We start from the raw sequence: 16120 nt of genomic DNA, 5'->3' as shown, positions 1-16120 counted from the left end.
GGACGCCTCCCGACGACGGACGGGACGTCGTGTCCTCCACGACGTCCCGTCCGCCCGACGGCGGGCCCGGGCGGGCCCGGTGGTCGGTGGGCCCGGTCGGGCCCGGTCATCGGGGCTCAGCAGCGCTGTTGCAGCGCCTCGTTGTACCCGGCGAACCCGGTGGGCGTGCCGAACGCGGGGGTGCCGTCCGCCGCCCACGGAACGGGCTGGGCGAAGATCTTCCGGTCGTCCCACCCGTCGGCCGTGGTCGTCTTCGCGTGGTAGACGTTCCAGTTCACGCCGTTCTTGCCCGGCACCGGGATCGACTCGCCGCCGGGGCCGTAGACCCCGCCACCCGACGAGAACACCGGCCCGCGCTTGGTGTACGAGCGGTAGTCGGTGAGGTCACCGCCCTTGTAGACCAAGAGGCCGAGGGCGTACTCGGTCGTCCACGAGGCGTTGGCGTTGTAGACGATCGACAGGGTGCCGTTCGGGCTGATCCAGGCCTCCGGACCTTCCATGATGGCCGCGCGGCTGGTCTCCCAGGTCTGGTCGGGGTTGCCGATCAGTCGTCGGTGGTCCTGGTCGATGGTCAGCGGGCTGCTCATGCGCGCGATGTAGATCTGCTGGGGCGCGCGTCCGCCGTTGCCCGTGGGCGTGCCCGACCAGAGCAGCCACCAGCTGTCCTGGTAGCGGAACACCGTCCCGTCGATGGCCCACTGGTCGGTCGAGTCGGCGATCTTGCCTGCGAACGTCCACGTGCCCATCGGGTCCTGCGTGTCGGCCCGGATCGCGAACAGCCGGTGGGTGTCGTTCGTCGCGTCGAACGAGCCGCGCTCGGTCGCCGCCGCGTAGTAGACGTACCAGCGTCCGTCGAGGTACTCGAGCTCGGGCGCCCAGGTCTGGGCGCTGTGGTCGGTTCCGACCGGTGCCGTGAAGATGGTCTTGGCCCGGGCCGACGAGAGGCCGTTCAGGGTCGACGAGGCCTTGAGCGTGATCGACCGGTCGCCGTCGGACTGCGCCAGGTAGTACGTGTTGTCGCGGAACCAGACCGAGGGGTCGGCTCCGTTCGAGATCGGGTTGGACAGGGTGCAGGCGGGTGCGGCCTCGACGGGCGAGGCCGGTGTGGCGGCCAGGGGGACGGCGAGTCCGACGGCGAGCAGCAGGGCCCCCGCCCCGGCGGCCACCGCGCGGGTGAATCGTGTGCGTGTGATCATGTGCGGCCCGCCTCCTCGCGGGCGTTCCCGGGTCTCCGTCGATCCGGGCGGTCCTGCTCGACGTCGAGCAGGAGGCGCGGGACGCTGAGGTGCATCCGCGCCGGTCGTTCGGCTGGTCGTGGGGTGCACCACGGGCGCGCCGTGCGGTCGACGACGCCGTGCACCCCTCGGTCAGCCCTTCACCCCCGACGCCGCGACGCTGTCGACGATCTGGCGCTGGGCCAGGGTGAAGAGGATCAGCACGGGCACCGAGGCGACGACGGCGCCGGCCATGACGACGCCGTAGTGGGTCGAGAAGGCCCCCGAGAGCACCGACAGGCCGGGCTGCAGGGTCAGGTTCTCGGGGCTGAGCAGCACGTACACCGGCCACAGGAAGTCGTTCCAGTTCGCCAGGAAGCTCAGCACGGCGAGGGTCGCCAGGGCCGGCCGCGACAACGGCAGCACGATCTGCAAGAAGATGCGCAGGTCGCCGGCGCCGTCGAGCCGGGCGGCCTCCTCGATCTCGGTCGGCAGCCCGACGAAGAACTGCCGCAGGAAGAAGATGCCGAAGGCTCCCGCCGCGCCGGGGACGGTGATCGCCCAGATGGTGTCGAGCCAGCCCAGGTTCTGCACGATCAGGTAGTTCGGGATGAGGAAGATGACCGGGGGCACGAGCAGCGTCGCCACGATCATGCCGAAGACGATCTTCTTGCCCCGGAACTCGAGCCGGGCGAGGGCGTAGGCGCCGGTGGAGGCGGTGACCAGGATGATCGCGGTCTGCAGCACGCCGGCGGCGAGGCTGTTGACGAACCACCGCAGGATGGGCTGCTGCCCGCCCGCGAGCGTCTGGTAGGCCTCGGTCGTGAACGGGTCGGGGATCGGCGAGGCCGGTCGGCTGATCGCGTCGAAGTCGGTCTTGAACGACGTCAGGACGATCCAGACGAGAGGCAGGACGATGCCCAGGGCGACCACGCCGAGCACGACGTAGAGGACCGCGTTCGGCACGTGCCTGCTCCAGCGTCGACGACGAGGAGGCGCGCTCGGCAGACGGTCGAGCGGTTGCGGTGCCGCGGCGGGCAGCCGTTCGGGGGCGAGCTGCGTCATCACGCCTTCTCTCGTTGGATGCGGAAGTTGACGATGCTGATGACGGCCAGGGCGGCGAACAGCACGTAGCTCATGGCGGAGGCCGCGCCCATGTTGCCCTGGGACAATCCCTGGTCGGCGATGTACATGATCGCCGTGCGCGTCTGGTTGCCCGGTCCGCCCTGGGTCAGCAGGAACGACTGGCCGAACATGTTGGCCGAGGCGAGGATCGTCGTCGTCGTGACGAAGACCATGACCGGTCGCAGGCCCGGCAGGGTGACGCTGACGAACTTGCGCACGGGCCCGGCGCCGTCGAGCGACGCGGCCTCGTACAGGTCGGCGCTGATGCCCTTCAGCCCGGCGAGGACGATGACGGTGTTCAGGCCGGCCGTCCACCAGATGGTGACGCCGACGAGCGAGATCCACGCCCAGGGCACGTCGACCGTCCAGGGCGTCCGGTCGGGCAGTCCGAGCAGGCCGAGCAGGTGGTTGACGACGCCGGCCTGGGGGTCGAGCAGGTACTTCCAGATGACGCCGATGACCGCGACGCCGAGGACGTAGGGCGCGAAGAACACGGCGCGGAACACGGTGGTGCCCCGCAGCCTCTGGTTGAGCAGCACCGCGGCGACCAACGGCACCGCCACCAGCAACGGGACGCTGAACAGCGTGAAGATGCCGGTCGCCCGCATGCTGGTCCAGAAGTCCGAGGACGTGAGCGAGTCCGGCGTGAAGAGGTCGACGTAGTTCTGGAGGCCGACGAACGGGTGGATCGGCACGAGGCTGTTCCACCGGTGCGTGCTGATGTACAGCCCGTAAACCGCGGGGGCGATGACGAACACCGCGAAGATGAGCAGGAACGGGGCGAGGAACGCGTAGGCGGTGAGGTCCCGCCGGGGGGCGCCCGCCCGCACCGGCCGGGTGGCCTGTGCGGGCGAGCGCGTGAGGGTGTCAGCCACCGTAGGTCTGCGCGTTCTGCTCGAGGATCTTGTCGGCTTGAGCCGCCGCGTCGTCGAGGGCGTCCTGGGGCGACTTCTTGCCGAGCACGGCCTCGCCGACCGCCGTCGTGATCTCGGCCGTGGCGGCCGAGATGCCGGGGGCGACCGTCTCGTAGTGGGCGTAGGGCAGCTGCTCGAGGAACGGCTCGAGGTTCGGGTACTTCTCCACCAGTGCCGGGTCGTTGCGCACGTCGTTGGCGGCGGGCAGCTCACCGGTCTCGGCCCAGCCGGCCGAGTTGTCGTTCATCCACTTGACGAACGTCGCGGCGGCCGAGGTCTCGTTGGTGTCCTGACCCTTGTTGTTCGGGAAGATCCAGTCGGTCGAGCTCGACCAGACAGCCTTCTCGGTGCCGATCTGTGGCACCGGGGCGACCGAGAAGTCGACGTCCTGCAGGGCCTCGTTCGTCGTCTGCCAGACGCCGTTCCAGTTGTAGGCGGTCTCACCGGCCACGAGGGCGTTGAAGTTGCCGTCCTGGGGCACGTTCGCCGGGCTGTAGCCCTTGTCGATCTGGTCGACCATGTGGGTCAGGGCCTTGACCCCGGCCTCGCTGTTGAAAGTCGCCTTGGTCACGTCGTCGTTGAACAGGTCGCCGCCGAACTGCCAGACCAGCGACTCGAACTCGAAGGTGCCCGTGAAGACGTAGCCGTCGACCCACTCACCCTGCACGCCCGCAGCCTTCAGCGCGGCCAGGTTCTCCTCGTAGGACGCGGCGTCGGTGGGCGCCGTTGTGTCGACCCCGGCCGCCTTCAGCACGTCGTTGTTCGTGTACAGGCCGAGCGGGGTGACGCTCCACGGGATGCCGTACTGCGTGCCCTGGTACTGGTTGCCCTCGAACAGGCCCTCGGGGAAGTCGTCCTCGCCGTAGCCGAGCGTGTCGACGATGTCGCCGCTGTCGAGCAGCAGCCCCTGGGCGGCGTAGGTCGCGACGTCGTCACCGTGGGCGACCGCGACGTCCGGGCCCTTGCCGGCCTTGATCGCGAGCGGCATCTTGGCGGCGATGTCGGCCCACTCCATGGCCACGTTCTTCACCTCGATGTTCTCGTGCTCCGCGTTGAACTTCTCGATCAGGGCGGGGACGATCTTCGGGGCCGCGCCACCCGTCCAGCCGTTCCAGAAGTCGATGGTCACCTTCGGACCCGTGTAGTCGGCGCTGTCGACCGCCGCCGCTCCGCCCGTGGCGCCTCCGCTGCTGCAGCCGGCCAAGGTGATTCCGAGGCCGACGGTCGCGACGATCGCGACGGCCTTCGTGACGAGGTGCTTGTTCATCGTGGGTGCTCTCCTTTGAGTACGGACCCGCTGCCGTGCCAGGGGTGGCACGCTGTCGGCAGCCTCGCCGTGAGTGGGGGTCCTGGGTTGTTTTTACAGCGCTGTAAAGCGTCCGTCAAGCCGTCCCCCTAAGATCGGTCCAGAAAAGTCCGACGAGGGGACGCCGCCGTGGCCAAAGCGAGATTGCAGGACGTCGCCGAACTGGCGGGCGTGTCGATGAAGACCGTGTCGAACGTGGTCAGGGGCTACGTGCACGTGCGGCCCGACACCCGCGCCAGGGTGCAGCGCGCCATCGACGACCTCTCGTACAGCCCGAACGCGTCGGGCCGCAGCTTGGCGACGGGGCGGAGCGGCCTGCTGGCGCTCGCCTTCAGCGACATCAGCATCCCCTACTACTCGGAACTGGCCCGCTGCGTCTCGACGCTGGCGCGCGACCGGGGCTACCGGCTGCTGCTCGAGCAGACCGACGGCACCCTCGAGGCCGAGCGCGCGATCGTCTCGGCGTCCGAGGCCGGGCTCGTCGACGGCGTCCTCTTCCAGCCGTCGGTGCTCGGCTCGGCCGAGATCGCGCAGCACCGGGGCGACGTGCCGGTCGTGCTGCTGGGTGAGGCGACGGCGCCGATCTCGGTCGACCACGTGATGATCGACAACGTCCGCGCCGCGTCCGAGGTCACGCAGCACCTGGCGTCCCTCGGTGCGAAGCGCATCGCCTTCGTCGGCCACGAACGCGCGACGCTCAGCCCGACCTCGAAGGTGCGCCTGGCCGGGTACCAGCAGGGCCTCGAGGAGGCGGGGCTGTCGCTCGACATGGACCTGCTGCTGCCCAGCCACGCCGTGTCGTCGCACGACGCGGCCCGAGCCGTGAGCGGCGCGTTCGACGCCGGCGTGGCGTTCGACGGACTCGTCTGCCGTGACGACCTGGCCGCCATCGGCGCCCTCCGAGCCCTGGACGAGGCCGGCGTCCGCGTGCCCGACGACGTCGTCGTCAGCGGGTGGGACGACGTCTCGATGGCGTCGTTCACCCGGCCCGGCCTGACGACCGTCCGACCCGACCTGCTCGCCCTGGCGACGTCGGCGCTCGACATGCTCGAGCAGCGCATCGCGGGCTACGACGAGATCGGTCGACACCGTCTCGTCGACTTCGAGCTCGTCTACCGGGGCAGCGCACCCGAGCGACGCGTCGCTGCCGGTTAGATTTACAGCGCTGGAAAATTACGCCACACTGTCGCCATGCAGAACTACGACGGCGACGGTGCCGCCCCGCTCGCACCCGCCACCGGGCAGGACGGCACGTACCCCCGGCCCCAGCTGATGCGGCCGAGGTGGACCGACCTCGGCGGCCCGTGGGGTTTCGCCCACGACGACCTCGACGTCGGGTCGGCGGAGGGCTGGCACCGACGCGCGCTCGTCGAGCGGACGATCGTCGTGCCCTTCCCGCCCGAGTCGCCGGCGTCCGGCATCGGTGACACGGGGTTCCACCCCGTCGTCTGGTACTCCCGGTCGGTGACCCGCGCCGAGATCGAGGCGGCGGGCGCGTCGTCAGGCGACCCGCGCCTCCTGGTCCACTTCGGGGCCGTGGACCACCACGCCCGCGTGTGGCTCAACGGCGTGCTGCTCGGCGAGCACCGGGGCGGGCACACGCCGTTCACCCTCGACGCGACGGACGCCGTCGACGATTCGCTCGACGAGCAGCTGCTCGTCGTCCGCGCCGAGGACGACCCCCACGACGTGACCCAGCCCCGCGGCAAGCAGGACTGGAAGCTCGATCCGCACGACATCTGGTACCACCGCACGACGGGCATCTGGCAGACGGTCTGGCTCGAGGCCGTGCCCGAGGTCGCGGTGCGGTCGCTGAGGTGGTCGAGCGACCTCGTGCGCGGCGAGGTGCGACTGGGGGCCGACCTGCGCGGGCGCGTGACGGCCGGCCACCACCTCCTGGTCTCGCTCTCGTACGAGGGCGAGCCCCTCGGCTCGACCCGGGTGCCCGTCACGTCGTCGCACGTCGACGTCGTGGTCGACCTGCCGCGTCAGCACAACGGGCAGGCGTACGAGCACCTGCTCTGGAGCCCCGAGCACCCCCGCCTGGTCGACGCCGAGGTCCGGCTCGTCGCCGCCGACGCCGCCGGCGGGGGCGGAGGCGCGACGGTCGACCGGGTCGCGTCGTACCTCGGGCTGCGGTCCACCGTCGTCGCCGAGGGGGCCTTCGTGCTGAACGACCGCCCCTACCCGGTGCGCAGCGTCCTCGAGCAGGGCTACTGGCCCGAGTCGCACCTCGCCGCGCCGTCGGTCGACGCGCTGCGCGTCGAGGTCGAGCTGATCAAGTCGCTGGGCTTCAACGCCACGCGCATCCACCAGAAGATCGAGGACCCGCGGTTCCTGTGGTGGGCCGACAGGTCGGGCCTGCTCGTCTGGGGCGAGATCGCCGGGGCGTTCGAGTTCTCGCCGACGGCCGTGGGCCTGCTCACCCGCGAGTGGATCGAGGCGGTCGAGCGTGACGTGTCGCACCCCTGCGTCGTCACGTGGGTGCCGGTCAACGAGAGCTGGGGCGTGCAGCACATCGCCCACGACCCGGCGCAGCAGGCCTTCGCCCGGTCGCTGGCCGAGCTGACGCGCGCCCTCGACCCCACCCGACCCGTCATCTCGAACGACGGTTGGGAGCACGTGTCGTCGGACATCCTCAGCGTGCACGACTACGAGGCCGTCCCCGAGGTCGTGAGGGCGCGCTACGCCGACGACGACGCACGGGCCGCGCTGCTGGCGGGCTTAGGGCCGGCCGGGCGACGGATGCTGGTCGGCGGCGTGGTCGACGCCGGGGCACCGGTCATGCTGACCGAGTTCGGCGGCATCCAGTTCGACGTCGGCGATGCGCAGGCCGACGGCTGGGGGTACTCACGGGCCACGGACGGCGACGACTTCGTCGAGCGTCTCGGTGGTCTGCTGCGGGCCGTGCAAGCCAGCTCGTTCCTGGCGGGCTGGTGCTACACGCAGCTGACCGACACGGTGCAAGAGGTCAACGGCCTGCTCGACGAGAACCGTCGCCCGAAGGTGCCGATCGAGACGCTGCGGGCGCTCATCGACCCGAGCTGATCGTCGCCCCCGGCCACTCAGACCTCCGTTCGAGGTCGACTCCGTCCCTCGGGCCCGTCCTCGCACCTCGATCGAGTGGTCGGAAATCGTCCTTCGCGGCGTGATGAAGGACGATCTGGGACCACTCGACCGGCCGACCCTGGCACCCGACGGCGGGCAGGCGTTGACTGGCGCTCGCGACGGCGCACCCGCGCACGCCCGACGAGAGGTGCCCCATGCCCCTGATCGGCATCGAAGAGCACTGGACCACCCCCGAGCTGAAGGCCGCGCTCGAGTCGCTGCCGCCCGAGCTGCGCGACGACAGCCTCGCCTTCAACGAGCGGGGCGACCACCTGGCGCGGCTCGAGGACGTGGGTGACGGGCGGATCGCCGCGATGGACGAGCAGGGCGTCGACGTGCAGGTGCTGTCGGTGGCTCCTCCGGCGACCGGGCCGTTGCCGCCGGCCGATGCCCGTCGGCTCGCGCGAGAGCTGAACGACGTCGCGGCCGGGGCCGTGGCCCGGCACCCGACGCGCCTCCGGGCGTTGGCGACGCTGCCGATGGCCGATCCGGCTGCGGTGGCGGGCGAGTTCGAGCGGGCGTCCGCGGCCGGCTTCGTCGGGGCGATGGTCTACGGCCGGACCGGCGACGTGCCGCTCGACGACCCGCGGTACGACGACCTCTTCGCCACGGCGGCGCGACTCGGCAAGCCGCTCTTCATCCACCCGCAGATACCGACCCGGGAGGTGCGCGCGGCCCAGTACGGAGGCCTCGGCGACCTGACGGGGCTGGCCCTGTCGACGTTCGCGTGGGGCTGGCACCTCGAGGCGGCGACGGCGGCGTTGCGGTTGATCGCGAGCGGCGCGTTCGACCGGCACCCCGAGCTGCAGATCGTGCTGGGGCACTGGGGAGAGCTGCTGCTGTTCTGGCTCAGCCGTGCCGACGGGTTGTCGGGGCTGGCGGGCCTCGATCGCACGGTGAGCGAGTGCATACGGCAGAACGTGCACATCACGGCGTCGGGCATGTTCGAGCCGGCCTTGCTCAGGCACGCGCTCGAGGTCACGACGATCGACCGGCTGCTTTTCTCGACCGACTACCCCTTCCAGCACCCGACGGGCGACGAGGTGCAGGCCTTCCTCAGCGAGTTCGCGACGGACGCCGACCGTGACGCCTTCACCGGCGGCAACGCGGCGCGCCTGTTCGGCATCGACGTCTGACCAGGAGGCGCGGGTCGCGTCAGCCGTGCCCGTCGCCTCCCGGCCGCGGCCGTCGTCCCCGGGGCACGGCACAATCGACCCATGGACCGCATCGATCGCGCAATCATCGACCAGTTGCGCCGCAACGGTCGCCTGTCGAACCTCGAGCTGGCCGAGGCGGTCGGGCTGTCGCCGTCGCCCTGCCTGCGGCGGGTCCGGCGCCTCGAGCAGGACGGCGTGATCGCGGGCTACCACGCGCGCATCGCACCCGCGGCGCTCGACCGCTCGTTCGAGGTGCTGGTCGACATCGAGCTCAAGGAGCAGTCCGCCGAGATCCTCGCCCGCTTCGAGGCCGAGCTCGTCGCGTTGGACGAGGTCCTGGAGGCGCGGCGCACGTTCGGCGCGCCGGACTACCTCGTGCTCGTGGGCACGAAGGACCTCGCCGCGTACGAGGCGTTCGTCGCGACGAAGCTTTTCGCGCTGCCGGGACTGGGGCGCTTGCAGTCGCGGTTCCCGATGGCGACGATCAAGCGCGACCTGGGGTGAGGCGGGCGTGTCTCGGAGAGGCGGGCGTGTCTCGGTGAGGCGGGCTTGTCTCGGTGAGGCGGGCGCGCCTCCTCGGCGTGGGTGCGCCTCCCCATGGCGGGTGCGCTTCCTCGGGGCGGGTGCGCCTCCTCGGGGCGGGTGCGCCTCCTCGGGGTGGGCGCGCCCCCTCGGGGTGCGCGCCTCAGCTCTGCTCGTCCGCCAGGGTGAGTGCCTGGTCGAGGATCGCGAGGGCGGTGTCGAGCTCGTCGTCGGTGACGGTGAGCGGCGGGGCGAGCCGCAGGATGCTGTTGACGCCGGGCAGCTGGGCGATGTTGAGATGCAGGCCGAACTCGAGGCAGATCGACGTGACCAGGGTGCCGTAGGCGTCGGCCGGGGTCTTGGTGACGCGGTCGGTGACGAGTTCGACGCCCTGCAGCAGTCCGCGACCGCGGACGTCGCCGATGCGCTCGTGGCGTGATTGCAGGTCGAGCAGTCCGGCGCGCAGGCGGTCGCCGAGTCGGCGGGCGACGGCGTCGAACCCGCCGGCCTCGAGCGTCTCGACGACGGTGAGTCCGACGGCGGCGGCGAGCGGGTCGGACACGTGGGTGGTGGTGAACATGAAGCCGCGCTCGGCGGCGACGGCCTCGATGGCGTCGGTGGTGACCACGGCGGAGACGGGCAGGCCGGCGCCGAGGGTCTTCGACAGGGTGAGGATGTCGGGCACGATGCCGTGTCGGGTGAAGGCGTACCAGTCTCCGGTGCGGCACAGGCCCGTCTGGGCCTCGTCGACGATGAGGAGCATGCCGCGCTCGTCGCACTTCTGCCGCAGGGCGGAGAAGTAGCCGGGAGGTGGCTCGATGACGCCGCCCGTGCTGAGGATCGGTTCGGCGATGAAGGCGGCGAGCCTGCCGACCGACTGGCGGTCGACCATCGCGAAGCCGAAGTCGAGCTCGGCCTGCCAGTCGTGGACGCCGTCGCGCACGAAGGCCGACCGGTAGGCGTTCGGGGTCGGGATGACGTAGTTGCCGGGGGCGACCGGCCCGTAGCCCGAGCGCGAGATGCTGAAGGTCGCGGCCCCCGAGGCGTGGGTGACGCCGTGGTACGACTGGTCGAAGGAGACGACCTCGAACCCGCCGGTGACCAGCTTGGCCATCTTGAGGGCGGCTTCGTTCGACTCGCCGCCCGTGCTGAGGATCATCGTCTTGGTCAGCTCGTCGGGCAGGGTGCGCGACAGGGCGGCGGCGAGGTCGACGACGGGCCGGCTGAGCATGCCGCTGAAGAGGTGGTCCAGGGTGCCGATGGAGGCGCGGACGGTCTCGACGACGGCCGGGTGAGAGTGGCCGAGCAGCGAGCTCATCTGGCCCGAGGTGAAGTCGATGATGGCGCGGCCGTGCTCGTCCCAGAGCGTCGCCCCGGAGGCGCGCTCGACGATCGAGGGCACGAACCCGCCGCGTCCGTACCGGATGAGGTGCCGTTCGGCCGTCGCCCAGAAGTCGGCCGGGGTCTGGCGGGGGTGGCCGGCGTGGTCGTTCGCGGCGGGGCGCGTCGGGTTCGTGGCGTCGATCGTCGTCATGGCGTCCACGCTAGGGAGGTGGCTCAGCCACGCGATGGCGCATCTGCCCGTTCGGATCGACCTGACGCAACGGCGCATCACTTCCGGCTGTCGGAGCGCAACATCGTGCTCATGCCCCCGCGCAGCACTCGACTCGAAGCCCCGGTTCTGGTGCGCAAACGACGTGGTGCTCGGCGTAACAGGCCCCTACCCTGGGCACATGAGCGCGTCGCCCTCGATGAGATCTCTCCCCCTCATGGGGCGCTTCGCCATCGCCTTCGGCTTCGTCGGCCTGCTGGCCTTCGGAGGGGCCGCGCTGGTCGACTGGCTGGCCTTCGAGCACACCGGCAGCGTGCGGTATTCGACCGGGCCCGTGATCGACTGGTTCTCGATCGCGTTCGTGGCTGGGCCCCTCATGCTCGTCACCGCCGCGATCGCCGTGGTGACGGCGGCGGTGTTGGCGCTGATCGTGCTGGTGCGGTGGGTCGTCCGTTCGCGCGCCACCCGCGCCTCCTGATCGGGGCCGCCCGTGGTCAACCTCGTCGCACTCGTCCCGGCCCTGCTCACGGCGGTCGCTCTTGCTGCCGTGCGCTGGGCGCCACGAGGGACGCCCACAGACCTCCGCCGGTGGAGCACCCGAGCCCTCACGCTCTGGTCGGCCGTCGCGGCGGGCACCCTGGTCGCCCTGCTCGTCGGCCTCCACCTGCAGCACGCCGGCCTCGCCGTCTGGTCGGCGTTCGCGCTCATCGCGGCGGCCCTCGCGGCCGTGACCGCGGTCGCCGTGCGGGCGGCGTCGTCGTTCGCGCGTTGATCCGGTACGTACCGGATCACCGCACACGGGGCCCTCGTGTCGGCTCAGCGGGCCGGCTGCTACCCCAACGTCGAGACGACCGTGCTCGTGACCGTCGCCACGAGTGCGATGGCGACTCCCCCGCCCGCCCCCAGCACGCCGAGCGCCGTGCCGACGCGCCACCGCCGACGCCGCCGGGCCGCGTCGTCGATCTCGCGGCGCAGGCGGTCGAAGCGGTGTTCGTGACGGAGCGTGTCCGTCAGCACCAGCGCCTCCGTGTGCCAGGTGCCGCGTTCTTCGGCGAGCAGCGCGAAGTAGGCGACCGCCTCGTCCGAGTGCTTGCGCGGCAGGGTCAGCAGCCACTTCCGCAGCTGGGCGACGGTGAGCACGGGGACGACCGGTGCCTTCTTGCCGAAGCGGAGCGAGGCCGCCCCCACCAGGACGATCACCGGCGCGACCTCGACGTCGGTCTGCGCCGCCGTCGACAACAGCCGGGAGGCGCGGGTCGCCTCGAACTGCGAGTTGCGGACGTGATCGGTCCGGTGTCCGCCGACCATGAACGTGCCGCCGCCCACCCAGATCTTCTTGTCGGCGTGGTGCTTCGTGTTGACGGTGAAGATGCCCGTGGGTCCGAGGACGACGTGGTCGATGTCGGACGCGCCCGAGCCGACCGGGACGGAGTGCAGGACGGTCCAGCCGGGCCCGAGCTCGCTCAGCACGCGGGCGACCTCGATCTCGCCGAGGGCGCCCTGGTACCAGCGGCGGGCGTCGGGGCTCAGGGGCGTGCTGCCGAAGAAGCGGGCCCGTCTGCTGAGTGCAGGTGCCTCGGCCTGGACGCGCAGGCACTCCTGCATCACCGAGTAGGCCGGCCGTCGGGCCTTCAGTGTCATCGCCACGCTTCCGCGTGCCACGGTCTCGTTCATGATGTTCCCCCCAGCCCACACGGTAGGGCGACACGTGATGCCTGGACGAGCCCCCGTTGGGAGGCCACTTCGCACCTGCGCGGGTTGGGCAGAAACGGTCGAGTGGTCCGAAAACGTCCTTCCGCACCGCAGGAAGGACACTTTCTGACCACTCGACCCGCCTCAGCGACACTGCCGGCGAGCGCCTAGCGGTCGCAGGCGATGCCGTCTCCGTCGCGGTCGAGGTCGTAGACGTCGGAACCGACGACCGTGACCGGCCCCTGGACGTACGCGGGACCGTTGCCGCTGCCACCGGCGCAGTCGACGTCCGAGGCGACGGGGACGCACGCCCCGGAATAGTTCGAGTCGCACCCGCCTGCGGCGGGTGCAGCTGCAGGTGCAGGTGCAGGGGCCGGTGCAGGCGCCGCGACGGGCGCGGGAGCGACGTAGGGAACGCGTGTCCCGACGCTCGTCACTTGCTGCACGGGGGCGACGGTGACGGTCTCGCCGATGAGGGTCCTGTTCGTCTCGACCCCGTCCGTGGTCGTCACCTCGTAGGTGCGGACCCTCGTACCGGCTTGACCGGTCGTCGTCACGGCACTGCTGCCGACGTCTCGATTCGCGTCATCGACCGAGACCGACTCGAAGGGGACGCTCTCGCTCTCGTCGACGCGTGTCACCTCGACGACCGGCGTCGGCGTCGGCGTCGGCGTCGGCGTCAACGTTGGCGACGGGCGCTGGGTCGCTTCGACGGCGGCGAAGGGCTCTGCCGCGCCATGTGGATCGGCAGCACCGGCGGCTCCGCTGAAAGCGCCGAGGGCAGCCGCGTTCGCCGCCCCGCCGACCACCAGCAAGAAGGCCATCAGCCCACACGCGATCAACACGCGGCCCGTGTTCGTGAGCCTGTTCCACCACAACGACATCGTCGTTCTCCCCCCGCCAACCGGCCGCTCGGCCTCGCACAGTGTCATCGGCGGCGAGGAACCGGAACAGCCCCCGTCCGGGGGTAGAACGCTGGATTTCACCCGCTGGTGAGGACCCCTCATGCCTCGGCCACCTGCGTGTCACCTGGCGGTGAATCACGTGTCTCGAAGGGGGTGAAAGGGACACCCGTCGCCTGAATCGAGGCGTAGTGCCCGGTCGCCGCGCATAAGGTCCTGAGGATTGCTCTGCACCCGAATGCCGAGCATCCTCATCGCTCAGCACCCGTAGAAAGAGACGCACGATGTCCCGCGCCACGAAGATCACCACCGCCCTCGCCGCCGCTTCCATCGTCGGCATGACCCTCGCCGGCTGTTCAGGCAGCCCGGCGACCGGAACGAGCGGCGAAGCCGCACCCAACATGACCGAGGTCGCCGCCGCCGCGGCGGAAGGCGCAGCGCCTGCGACCGAGGCCGCCAAGACGACGTTCACGTTCGGCGAGACCGCGACCTTCGACGGCCTCACGCTCGCCATCAGCGCACCGGAAGCGTTCACCCCGAGCCAGTACGCCTACACGGGGTCGCAGCCGAGCAACGTCAAGTTCACGGTCACCATCACCAACACGGGCACCGAGGGCTACGACCCGACGCTGACCTTCATCTCCGCATCGTCGGGCAGCCAGGAGGCGGAGCAGATCTTCGACACCGAGGGCGGGCTCACCAGCACTCCGTCGACGACCATCCTCCCGGGTTCGTCGGTCAGCTACCCGGTCGGTTTCAACGTCGCCGACCCGGCCCAGATCGTCATGGATGTGACAGGCGGCTTCGACTACGAGAAGACCACCTGGACCAACTGACCCGTCCCCGAAGACGCCCTTCCCGCACGCGGGGAGGGCGTCTCCGCCGTCACGCGTCCTTCGTCGACCCACTGAGCACCACCACGGCAGCTCGATCCGCTCGCCACGCCCCACCGAGCACCCCCACCAGCAGCACGATCGTGCTCCCGACGATCCAAGCCCCCTGGGCCCCTTCGGACAGTCCTCGAGCGACGACCGGCACGGTCGCCGTCACCACGGCGAGCGCGCACCCGACCGTCACGGGCACGAGCGCAGCCCGGTGCCCGGCCTGCCACGCCTCGGGCGAGGCCAAGACGTGGTCGAAACGAATGCCGGCGACGTGGTTCACCCCGAGCCGACCTCGGGCGGCGGCGAGCGTCGTCCCGAAGACGACGGCGCACCCGGCGAACACGATGAGCGGGACGACGAAGGGCATCCCCCGAGGCTAGGAGGGCGCGAGCTCGCACACCTCCGTCGCGCGGCCCGTTCTGAGTCGTCGTCGCCCGACCCGGCGGCATCGAGCGGGCTCGGCATGTCCTTCCGTCGCGCGCCGACGACCATTCCTACCCACGCGGCCCGACGAACCAGGCGATCTCCGACGCGGCCGAGCCCTCCAGCCCCGGCGAGAATGGCCTCCAAGCCCCTCGTCCCCCTCGCCTGGACCGATGCCGACGCCCGCAACGACCTTCGGGGTTTCCTCGCCGCCGCAGACCTCACCCTCGCCGGTCTCGACTCCCCCACGCCGCGCCTCCGGCTCTGGGTCGACCGCGACGCCAGCGGCACGGTCGTCGGCAGCACGGGCTACGAGGTCAGCGTCGACGGTGAGCACGCACTCATCCGCAGCGTCGCCGTAGCTCCGACTGGCCGCACGCGCGGCGCGGGCTCCCGCCTGGCCCGTCATGCCCTGGCCGACGCCGCCGCGCACGGAGCCCGCCACGCCTGGCTCTTCTCCCGCCGCTCCGGACCGTTCTGGCGAAAACTCGGCTTCACCCCCGCCGACCGCGACGCCCTCGCCGCGGCCCTCCCCGACACGCACCAGGTGCAGCTCTTCCGCGCCACCGGCCAGCTCGCCCGCGAGGTCGCCTGGTCGCGCGCCCTCGCCGACCCCCGCCCGACCACCCTCTAGGAGGCGCGGGTCGGTCCACGCCCGCCCCTCCGGTCCTTGAGTGGTCCCGATCCGTCCTTCCCATCCCCGCGAACGACAATTCGGGAACACTCGACCCCGCGCCACGGAGAGTGACACCCCGCACGATCGCCCCGATGGTCGATCTGCAGCCGCACTCCCCCGCCTGGGCCGACGACTACTGCCGTGAGGCCGAGCGTCTCGCGGTCGCCCTCGGCACCCAGGTCGACGCCTTCGAGCACATGGCAGCACGGCCGTCCCCGACCTCCTCGCGAAGCCGATCATCGACGTCGCCGTCCGCACGTCCCCCGGCACCGACCCGTCCACCCTCGGCGCCGACCTGATCGACCTCGGCTACGAACGACACGCATCGAGCCCGAAGACCTACGCGGTCTACGTCCGCCGGGACGGAGCGCGACGCACGCACATCCTGCACGTCTTCCGCCCCGATCAGTGGGACGCCTGCAACCAGCGGCTGTTCCGCGACCTTCCGCTGCGCGACCCGGTCGCACGACAGCGCTACGCGGACCTGAAGGAGGCGCTGGCCGGCCTCGACGACGGACGCACCTACACAGCCGCCAAGACCGCGCTGATCACCGAACTCGTCGACGACGAGCGGGCCGTGGTCTGCCTGCGGTGACGATGTGGGAGACGTGATCGGCCCCTGTTCGATCGCCACCACACAACCCG

General features: G+C 71.0%; 17 protein-coding genes. 9 read left to right on the top strand and 8 right to left on the bottom strand.

All coding sequences use genetic code 11. The features are described from left to right. Positions 1–116: 116 nt before the first annotated feature. From ABID81_RS09835 to ABID81_RS09820, 4 genes are all read right to left on the bottom strand, one after another. Positions 117–1196 (bottom strand): glycoside hydrolase family 43 protein, encoded by a 1080-nt coding sequence (locus ABID81_RS09835; RefSeq protein WP_354594617.1) that lies wholly within the window; start codon positions 1194–1196, stop codon positions 117–119. A gap of 171 nt (positions 1197–1367) precedes the next feature. After that, complete coding sequence (locus ABID81_RS09830) at positions 1368–2279, bottom strand: carbohydrate ABC transporter permease (protein WP_354594616.1); 912 nt, start codon at positions 2277–2279, stop codon at positions 1368–1370. Continuing rightward, positions 2279–3214 carry a carbohydrate ABC transporter permease gene (locus ABID81_RS09825; RefSeq protein ID WP_354594615.1) on the bottom strand — a complete coding sequence of 312 codons (936 nt, stop codon included), beginning with the start codon at positions 3212–3214 and terminating at the stop codon, positions 2279–2281. The genes ABID81_RS09830 and ABID81_RS09825 overlap by 1 nt, the downstream gene beginning before the upstream one ends. Continuing rightward, complete coding sequence (locus tag ABID81_RS09820; protein WP_354594614.1) at positions 3207–4520, bottom strand: ABC transporter substrate-binding protein; 1314 nt, start codon at positions 4518–4520, stop codon at positions 3207–3209. The genes ABID81_RS09825 and ABID81_RS09820 overlap by 8 nt, the downstream gene beginning before the upstream one ends. A gap of 168 nt (positions 4521–4688) precedes the next feature. On the opposite strand from ABID81_RS09820, the gene ABID81_RS09815 reads away from it, so the two are divergent. The 4 genes from ABID81_RS09815 (at position 4689) to ABID81_RS09800 (ending at position 9328) form a co-directional block, all read left to right on the top strand. Continuing rightward, positions 4689–5714, top strand: coding sequence for a LacI family DNA-binding transcriptional regulator (locus ABID81_RS09815; protein WP_354594613.1), 1026 nt, complete (start codon positions 4689–4691; stop codon positions 5712–5714). A 36-nt stretch (positions 5715–5750) separates the two neighbouring features. Beyond that, positions 5751–7607 (top strand): glycoside hydrolase family 2 protein, encoded by a 1857-nt coding sequence (locus ABID81_RS09810; protein WP_354594612.1) that lies wholly within the window; start codon positions 5751–5753, stop codon positions 7605–7607. 215 nt (positions 7608–7822) lie between these two features. After that, a complete protein-coding gene (locus tag ABID81_RS09805; RefSeq protein WP_354594611.1) occupies positions 7823–8803 on the top strand; it encodes an amidohydrolase family protein in 981 nt (326 codons plus the stop codon). 81 nt (positions 8804–8884) lie between these two features. Then, a complete protein-coding gene (locus tag ABID81_RS09800; protein ID WP_354594610.1) occupies positions 8885–9328 on the top strand; it encodes an Lrp/AsnC family transcriptional regulator in 444 nt (147 codons plus the stop codon). A 181-nt stretch (positions 9329–9509) separates the two neighbouring features. Here the strand turns inward: ABID81_RS09800 and ABID81_RS09795 are convergent, their stop codons facing one another. Then, positions 9510–10880: an aspartate aminotransferase family protein gene (locus ABID81_RS09795; RefSeq protein WP_354594609.1), complete on the bottom strand. Its 1371-nt coding sequence runs from the start codon at positions 10878–10880 to the stop codon at positions 9510–9512. A 199-nt stretch (positions 10881–11079) separates the two neighbouring features. On the opposite strand from ABID81_RS09795, the gene ABID81_RS09790 reads away from it, so the two are divergent. Both ABID81_RS09790 and ABID81_RS09785 read left to right on the top strand, forming a co-directional pair. Next, positions 11080–11376: a hypothetical protein gene (locus ABID81_RS09790; RefSeq protein WP_354594608.1), complete on the top strand. Its 297-nt coding sequence runs from the start codon at positions 11080–11082 to the stop codon at positions 11374–11376. A gap of 12 nt (positions 11377–11388) precedes the next feature. Further along, on the top strand, positions 11389–11670 hold the full coding sequence (locus ABID81_RS09785; protein ID WP_354594607.1) for a hypothetical protein: 282 nt from the start codon (positions 11389–11391) through the stop codon (positions 11668–11670). A 59-nt stretch (positions 11671–11729) separates the two neighbouring features. Here ABID81_RS09785 and ABID81_RS09780 read toward each other — a convergent pair whose 3' ends face one another. Together ABID81_RS09780 and ABID81_RS09775 are read right to left on the bottom strand one after the other, a co-directional pair. After that, positions 11730–12539, bottom strand: a complete 810-nt coding sequence (locus ABID81_RS09780; RefSeq protein WP_354594606.1) for a nuclease-related domain-containing protein — start codon at positions 12537–12539, stop codon at positions 11730–11732. A 218-nt stretch (positions 12540–12757) separates the two neighbouring features. Next, positions 12758–13522 carry a G5 domain-containing protein gene (locus tag ABID81_RS09775; RefSeq protein WP_354594605.1) on the bottom strand — a complete coding sequence of 255 codons (765 nt, stop codon included), beginning with the start codon at positions 13520–13522 and terminating at the stop codon, positions 12758–12760. Positions 13523–13776: 254 nt separating this feature from the next. On the opposite strand from ABID81_RS09775, the gene ABID81_RS09770 reads away from it, so the two are divergent. Next, positions 13777–14328 carry a hypothetical protein gene (locus tag ABID81_RS09770; protein ID WP_354594604.1) on the top strand — a complete coding sequence of 184 codons (552 nt, stop codon included), beginning with the start codon at positions 13777–13779 and terminating at the stop codon, positions 14326–14328. A gap of 49 nt (positions 14329–14377) precedes the next feature. Here ABID81_RS09770 and ABID81_RS09765 read toward each other — a convergent pair whose 3' ends face one another. Further along, entirely contained in the window at positions 14378–14743 is a 366-nt protein-coding gene (locus tag ABID81_RS09765) for an SdpI family protein (protein ID WP_354594603.1), read from the bottom strand. Positions 14744–14935: 192 nt separating this feature from the next. On the opposite strand from ABID81_RS09765, the gene ABID81_RS09760 reads away from it, so the two are divergent. Beyond that, positions 14936–15433 (top strand): GNAT family N-acetyltransferase, encoded by a 498-nt coding sequence (locus ABID81_RS09760; protein WP_354594602.1) that lies wholly within the window; start codon positions 14936–14938, stop codon positions 15431–15433. A 277-nt stretch (positions 15434–15710) separates the two neighbouring features. Beyond that, positions 15711–16070: a GrpB family protein gene (locus ABID81_RS09755; RefSeq protein ID WP_354594721.1), complete on the top strand. Its 360-nt coding sequence runs from the start codon at positions 15711–15713 to the stop codon at positions 16068–16070. The last annotated feature ends 50 nt before the right edge of the window (positions 16071–16120 follow it).

This window comes from Frigoribacterium sp. PvP054 (assembly GCF_040547465.1).
Classification (GTDB): Bacteria; Actinomycetota; Actinomycetes; order Actinomycetales; family Microbacteriaceae; genus Frigoribacterium.
The sequence above is the reverse complement of the archived record's forward strand: the minus strand, read 5'-3'. Positions and strand labels throughout refer to the sequence as shown.